This window comes from Paludisphaera sp., from assembly GCF_037189885.1.
Classification (GTDB): domain Bacteria; phylum Planctomycetota; class Planctomycetia; order Isosphaerales; family Isosphaeraceae; genus Paludisphaera.
On sequence record NZ_JBBCIR010000038.1, the window covers coordinates 1 to 6,050 of the forward strand.

The following is a 6,050-nucleotide window of genomic DNA, read 5'->3' on the forward strand; positions in this document are numbered from 1 at the left end:
ACCCCCACCCCCCTGGGCCCTCCCCCGGCCCTACGGGCCACCCTCTCCCGGGGGGAGAGGGGACGATGGCGCCCGCCAGCTAGGCGGAATCGCTTGCCTTCTCCTGCTCCTCGCCGGCTGCGCCAACCACGCCGATCCCCCTTCGCCGCCCGTCGAGCCTGGCCCGCCGGTGACGGTCACGGTGTTCGCGATCCGGGCGACGCCCGGGGGATCCGGGATCGACCCTCGGCTCGCGCCGGTGCGGGGCCAACTCCGCTCGATCGCGCCGGATGACGGCCTGGAGCTGATCGCCACGCGGAGCGAGCCGCTGCGCCCCGGCGAGACCCTGACGTGCGACCTCGGCGACGGCCGATCCGCCGACACCACCTTCGAGGGCGAGGACGCCGGCCGCGTCCTCCTGCGCTGCACCTTCAAGGACGGCGACGCCCCCCCCTTCTCCACCCGCGTCGACGCGCCGGAGAACCAACTCTTCTTCTACGAACGCCCCCTCGGCGACGGCTCCCGCGCCCTGATCGGCGTGGGGGCGCGGTGAGCCGGGGGTGGAGGATGGGCCGAGACCCGGTAGGATGGACGTGGGGGAATCCTCCCCTGATCGGCCCGGACGCCTGGAGGCAGGATCATGGACATGCCGACGATCCCGGTCATCGGCGAGTACATCGCCATCCGGCCCGGCTACTGCGGCGGGAAGCCGCACGTCGCCGGCCATCGGATCAAGGTGCAGCATATCGCCGTCTGGCATGAGCGGATGGGCATGTCGCCCGAGGAGATTGTCGCGACGTACCCGACGCTGACTCTCCCCGCGGTCTATTCCGCGCTGGCGTACTACCATTCCCATCGCGAGGCCATCGATGCCGACATCGATGCCGACGAGCGGTTCGTGGCCGAACTCCGGGAGACGGCCGGTCCGTCGCCCGTGGCGGAGAAGTTGAGGCGACTCCATGCCCAGGACGATCGCCTTCCACCTGGATGAGAATTGCGGATTGATCCCGGATCACCGACCCTCATAACGTCCTTCCCCCCTGGCGGGGGAAGGTGGCCCGAAGGGCCGGATGAGGGGGGGACGAATGAGACGACCTCGGGAGTTCGGGGGGGGCCTTCCGAGGCCGTCGGCCCGCCCGATGGATCGCGAAATCCGAAACTCCGCGGGCAAGCCCCCCCTCATCTGACCGCTTCGCGGTCTGTCTTCCCCCTCCAGGGGGGAAGACCTTTCTGGCTCCCGAGAAATCACGGCCACGATCGTCGGCGGGCCGCGGAGATCGATGCCGCGGGAGGAAGACGGCGCTTCTAAACGCCGGACGCCCCGGGCGGCTGGGGGGCCGTCGGGGCGTCCGGGATGAACCGTCGGATATCGCGGGGCGGGGCCGTCCCTGGCCCGTCGGCCTTCGGGTCGCGCCCTTCCTTGGGCCGACCGCCGATGAGAGCCTCGTCGCTCGGTCGTCCTTGACCGGGTCGGCGTCCCAGCCGACACCATTGTTATCGGCGTCGGCCCGGGGCCGCTTGACTTATTTCGGGCCGTCAGGCGACGGTGACCGACTCGTCGAGGTAGACGTCCTGGATCGCGTGGAGGAGCTTGACCCCCTCGGCGATCGGGCGCTGGAACGCCTTGCGGCCGGAGATCAGGCCCATGCCGCCGGCGCGCTTGTTGATCACGGCCGTGCGCACCGCCTCGGCGAAGTCGTTCTTGCCGCTGGCGCCGCCGGAGTTGATGAGCCCCGCGCGGCCCATGTAGCAGTTGGCCACCTGGTAGCGGCAGAGGTCGATCGGGTTGTCGGAGGAGAGCTCCGTGTACATCCGCTCGTCGAGCTTGCCGTAGCTGGAGCCGCCCATGTTCAGGGCCTTGAAGCCGCCGTTGTTCTCCGGGAGCTTCTGCTTGATGATGTCGGCCTCGATGGTGACGCCCAGGTGGTTGGCCTGGCCGGTGAGGTCGGCGGCGACGTGGTAGTCCTTGTCGGTCTTGAAGGCGTTGTTGCGGAGGTAGCACCACAGGACGGTGGCCATCCCCAGCTCGTGGGCGCGGTGGAACGCCTCGGCGATCTCGACGATCTGGCGGCCGGAGTTCTCGGAGCCGAAGTAGATGGTCGCGCCGATGGCGGCGCAGCCCATGTCGTAGGCCTCCTCGACCTTGCCGAAGAGGATCTGGTCGGCCTTGTTGGGGTAGGTCAGGAGCTCGTTGTGGTTGATCTTGACCATGAACGGGATCTTGTGGGCGTACTTGCGCGCCACCATCCCGAGGACGCCGAACGTGCTGGCGACGGCGTTGCAGCCGCCGTCGATGGCGAGCTTGACGATGTTCTCGGGGTCGAAGTACGCCGGGTTCTTGGCGAAGCTGGCGCCGCCGGAGTGCTCGATGCCCTGGTCGACCGGCAGGATCGAGAGGTAGCCGGTCCCGGCGAGGCGGCCGGCGTTGAACAGCCAGGAGAGGTTGCCCAGCACGCGCAGGTTGCGGTCGCTGGGGACGAAGATGCGGTCGACGAAGTCGGGGCCCGGCAGGTGGAGCGATTCCTTGGGGATCGCCTTGCAGGTGTAGCCGAGGAGGCTGTCGGCCTCGCTCCCGAGGTACTCGCTGATCGCGGACGCCATGGTCACGGCACTCCGATGCGCGGACGTCTCGGCGATCCCTCGTTCGGGGGGCGGAAGCCGACGCTGGTCCGCGATTCACTGGATAGGGAAGGGGATTCGATCTCGACGATGGAGTTCGTCCATCTCGCCCCGGACGGCGGCCCCGATGAGCGGGCCCGGGGGGCGGATCGTCGCGCCCGGCGTGGATCCATCCGGCCGACCGCGCGGCCCCGGCTCCGTGCCGCCCGCGAGGGGCTTGCGGATGCGACCGGGGCAAGGCTCCATCATAGGTCCGACCGGGCCGGCTTGCAATGAGCGTCCAGGCCCCGCCGGACCGATTCCCGCCCCGGCTCAGCGCCCCCCCGCCCCGCGTCCCGCGCCCGGCCCCCCCGGCCTCGGCGGGTCGCCCGGCGGGCGGGGGAGCTCGCGGATCTGGCCGGCGTCCAGGTCGGCGACCGTGCCGTCGGCCAGGATGACCCGGCCCCCACGCTCCGGCGCGTCCTTCTCGAAGCCGACGACCGTGGTGCCGCCGTGCTCGTCGAGGTCGAGCCCCCAGTGGATGACCACCGCGCCGGACCTGAGCGCCTCGATCGCCCGGGGGGAGGCGCCGGGGATCTTCTCGGCGTCCCTCGGCGTCCTGGGGATCGGCCGGCCCATCTCGTGGCAGGTCCGCACGATCTCGCCCACCAGCTCGGTCGGGGTGGGCTCCGCGTCGGGGGGGGCGTCGGGCGCGGGGGAGCAGCCCAGCAGGGCGGCCAGGGCGAGGCCCGGGATCAGTCGCGTCGTCATGCGTCGTTCGTCCATATTCCCGTCGATCTCGGCGTCGGTCCTCCCGGCATCGCGGCAGTCGAGGGCGGGACCGTCCCAGGGGACCCTGCCGGGGGCGGTCGCGTCAAGCCGTCCGTCTCCGGGCGGGCCGTGTGCGCCGCGAGCCGACGCGGATACTCTGAATCGGGGCGATCGCGGATTCCCGCGCGCCAGGGAGGCTCGCGCGTCATGGCGATCGATTCGCATCCGATCGGGTTGCTCCTCGTCCTGGCGTGCGTCAGCGCGTCGATCGGGGGGCTGATCCTGGCGCGGAGACGCCTGCATCGCGAGGACCTGGAGGGGGTCAAGGACGTCGCCAGCTACCTGTTCGCGGTGGCCGGGACGCTCTACGCGGTGATCCTGGGCCTGGTCGTGGTCGACGCCATGGCCAAGTTCTACGACGCCCGCCTGGCGGTCGAGGAGGAGTCGAACGCCCTGTCGGACATCCTCCTCATCGCCTCGCAACTCCCCGGCGACGGCCCTCGGCGGATCCGCGAGCTCGCCGACGCGTACGTCCGCGCGGTGATCGAGGACGAGTGGCCGAAGATGGCCGCCGGCGGGCCGTCGCCGGAGGCCCGCCGGCTCGCGGTCGACCTGGTGCGCGAGACCTACGCCTTCGAGCCCCGCGACGACCGCGAGTCGCAGCTCTTCGCCGCCGCGGCGCAGGCGGCGACCCAGTTCTGGAACGGCCGGCGCACGCGCCTGCTCCTCGCCGTGGAATCCGGCCTCCCCGCCCTGGTGTGGGTCGTCCTGATCGTCGGCGGGACGATCACCGTGGTCTTCACCTACTTCTTCAAGATCGATCGCTTCGGCCTCCAGGTGGCGATGACGGCGATGCTCTCCACGCTCATCGCGCTCAACCTGTACCTGATCCTGATGTTCGCCTCGCCGTTCTCGGGGACCACGCGGGTCGGCCCCGGGGGCTTCGAGCTGTCGCGGTTCATCCTGAAGGAAGTCCCCGCGAAGTGACGGCCGGGGCGGAGTCTCGGCGGTCAGACCAGCATGAAGAGCCAGAGGATGTAGGACGCGAGCAGCGTCGCGGGCATCCAGTGGGGGCCGGCCTCACCTCGCCGGAGCGAGAACAACCAGGAGGCGACGCCCAGCACGGCCGCCGCCAGGCCGAGCATCGAGGCGGCCCTTGAGGCGTCGGCATGCTCCCGGGCCGTGGCGACCGCCCGCGCCCGGTCCACCGGCTTGCCGGCGTTGAGCGCCCGCGCCGCCCGCGCGTGCGCCGAGATTCCCAGGCCCACCTCCCGCTTCGCGAACGTCTCGGCGGCGAGGGCCCCCAGGATCAGGAGGATGGCCGCCGGCAGCCCGATCCGCGTCATGGTCTTCATCGCGAGAACTCCGGCGGTCACGATGCGCCTTCGATCGATCCATCTTATATCCGCAGACTCCAGGCGGGCCGCGGCGTCCCCGGCCGAGGGGTCGATCGGTTAGAATGGCGGTCAGGGCGATCGCGTCGCGCGGCGCGATCGGGAGACGCACGACGAACCGGGAAGAAGGCGGGCCATGACGTTCGGGGACGGATCGAAGCGGCAAGGGGCGTTCATGCTGGCGTCGAAGGGGCTGACGCCGGGCAAGCTCCGGGGGTTGCAGCGGATCAGCAACCCCCAGGGGACGCTCACCATGCTGGCCCTGGACCAGAACAACTCCGTCATCGACATGGCCGGCAAGGCCTTCCGCCGCGCCGGCGTGGATCGCGCGGCGACCTACGAGGACGTCGTCGAGGCGAAGCTCGACCTGATGCGGGGGCTCGCGACGGCGGCCTCGGGGGTGCTGATCGATCCCTACTACGGCGCGTGGTCGGCGGTGGTCTCCGGGGCGGTCCCGCCGCGGGTGGGCCTGTTGCTGCGGCTGGAGCGCACGAAGTACGAGATGAGCGCCAAGGGCGCGCCGATGGCGACGATCGAGCCCGGCTGGAGCGTCGAGAAGGCCAAGCGCATGGGGGCCGACGCCGTCAAGTTCCTGGCCCAGTTCGAGCCGACCGAGCCGGAATCCGCCGACGCCAACCTCGCGATGGCGGAGAAGGTCCACGACGAGTGCCGCAAGCACGACATCCTCCTGCTGCTGGAGGCCGTCGCCTTCCCGTTCGCCGGCGAGACGAAGAAGGATGAATCGTTCCTCGCCCGCAAGGCCGAGACGGTGATCGAGAGCGCCCGCGTCCTGAGCCGCTACTGCGACATCTACAAGGCCGAGTTCCCCGGCACGCTCGGCCGCGAGAGCGACCAGCAGCTGCTGGACAATCTGATGGCGCTCGACGCCGTCTCCGAGCGCCCCTGGGTGCTCCTCTCCGCCGGCGTGGACTTCGACGACTACCTGGCGCAGGTCGAGATGGCGCTGGCCGCGGGGGCCTCCGGCGTGCTGGGGGGCCGCGCGTTCTGGAAGGAGTACTTCGACCAGGACGACGCCGAATCCCGCCAGCGGTTCCTGGCCGGCGTCGCGCGCCAGAGGCTCTCCCAGGTCGACGAACTCGTCCGCGCCGAGGCCCGCCCCTGGTACTCGCGCTACGGCTTCACCGCCGAGGACCTCGGCGCCCTGCGGGCCGTCGAGGGCTGGCACTTCCGCTACCCGACGGCATAAGGGCCGGCACGGCCGCGGGCGAGCCATATCTTCCCTTCTCCCCCCGGTGGGAGAAGGTGCCCCGAAGGGGCGCATGAGGGGGGCGCGCGACCGACGATCGC

At 70.9% G+C, this 6,050-nt stretch carries 7 protein-coding genes; 4 read left to right on the top strand and 3 right to left on the bottom strand.

The window, feature by feature from the left end; genetic code table 11:
- Positions 1-169 precede the first annotated feature (169 nt).
- Positions 170-532, top strand: a complete 363-nt coding sequence (locus WG209_RS12880; RefSeq protein WP_337175457.1) for a hypothetical protein — start codon at positions 170-172, stop codon at positions 530-532.
- 87 nt (positions 533-619) lie between these two features.
- Complete coding sequence (locus tag WG209_RS12885) at positions 620-970, top strand: DUF433 domain-containing protein (protein WP_337175458.1); 351 nt, start codon at positions 620-622, stop codon at positions 968-970.
- A 545-nt stretch (positions 971-1,515) separates the two neighbouring features.
- Here the strand turns inward: WG209_RS12885 and WG209_RS12890 are convergent.
- Complete coding sequence (locus WG209_RS12890; RefSeq protein WP_337175459.1) at positions 1,516-2,580, bottom strand: class I fructose-bisphosphate aldolase; 1,065 nt, start codon at positions 2,578-2,580, stop codon at positions 1,516-1,518.
- A gap of 330 nt (positions 2,581-2,910) precedes the next feature.
- Positions 2,911-3,348: a hypothetical protein gene (locus tag WG209_RS12895; RefSeq protein ID WP_337175460.1), complete on the bottom strand. Its 438-nt coding sequence runs from the start codon at positions 3,346-3,348 to the stop codon at positions 2,911-2,913.
- A 207-nt stretch (positions 3,349-3,555) separates the two neighbouring features.
- On the opposite strand from WG209_RS12895, the gene WG209_RS12900 reads away from it, so the two are divergent.
- Complete coding sequence (locus tag WG209_RS12900; protein WP_337175461.1) at positions 3,556-4,335, top strand: hypothetical protein; 780 nt, start codon at positions 3,556-3,558, stop codon at positions 4,333-4,335.
- 23 nt (positions 4,336-4,358) lie between these two features.
- On the opposite strand, the gene WG209_RS12905 is transcribed toward WG209_RS12900, so the two are convergent.
- Positions 4,359-4,703, bottom strand: coding sequence for a hypothetical protein (locus WG209_RS12905; RefSeq protein WP_337175462.1), 345 nt, complete (start codon positions 4,701-4,703; stop codon positions 4,359-4,361).
- A gap of 175 nt (positions 4,704-4,878) precedes the next feature.
- Here WG209_RS12905 and WG209_RS12910 point away from each other — a divergent pair, with 175 nt between their 5' ends.
- On the top strand, positions 4,879-5,949 hold the full coding sequence (locus tag WG209_RS12910; protein ID WP_337175463.1) for a tagatose 1,6-diphosphate aldolase: 1,071 nt from the start codon (positions 4,879-4,881) through the stop codon (positions 5,947-5,949).
- The last annotated feature ends 101 nt before the right edge of the window (positions 5,950-6,050 follow it).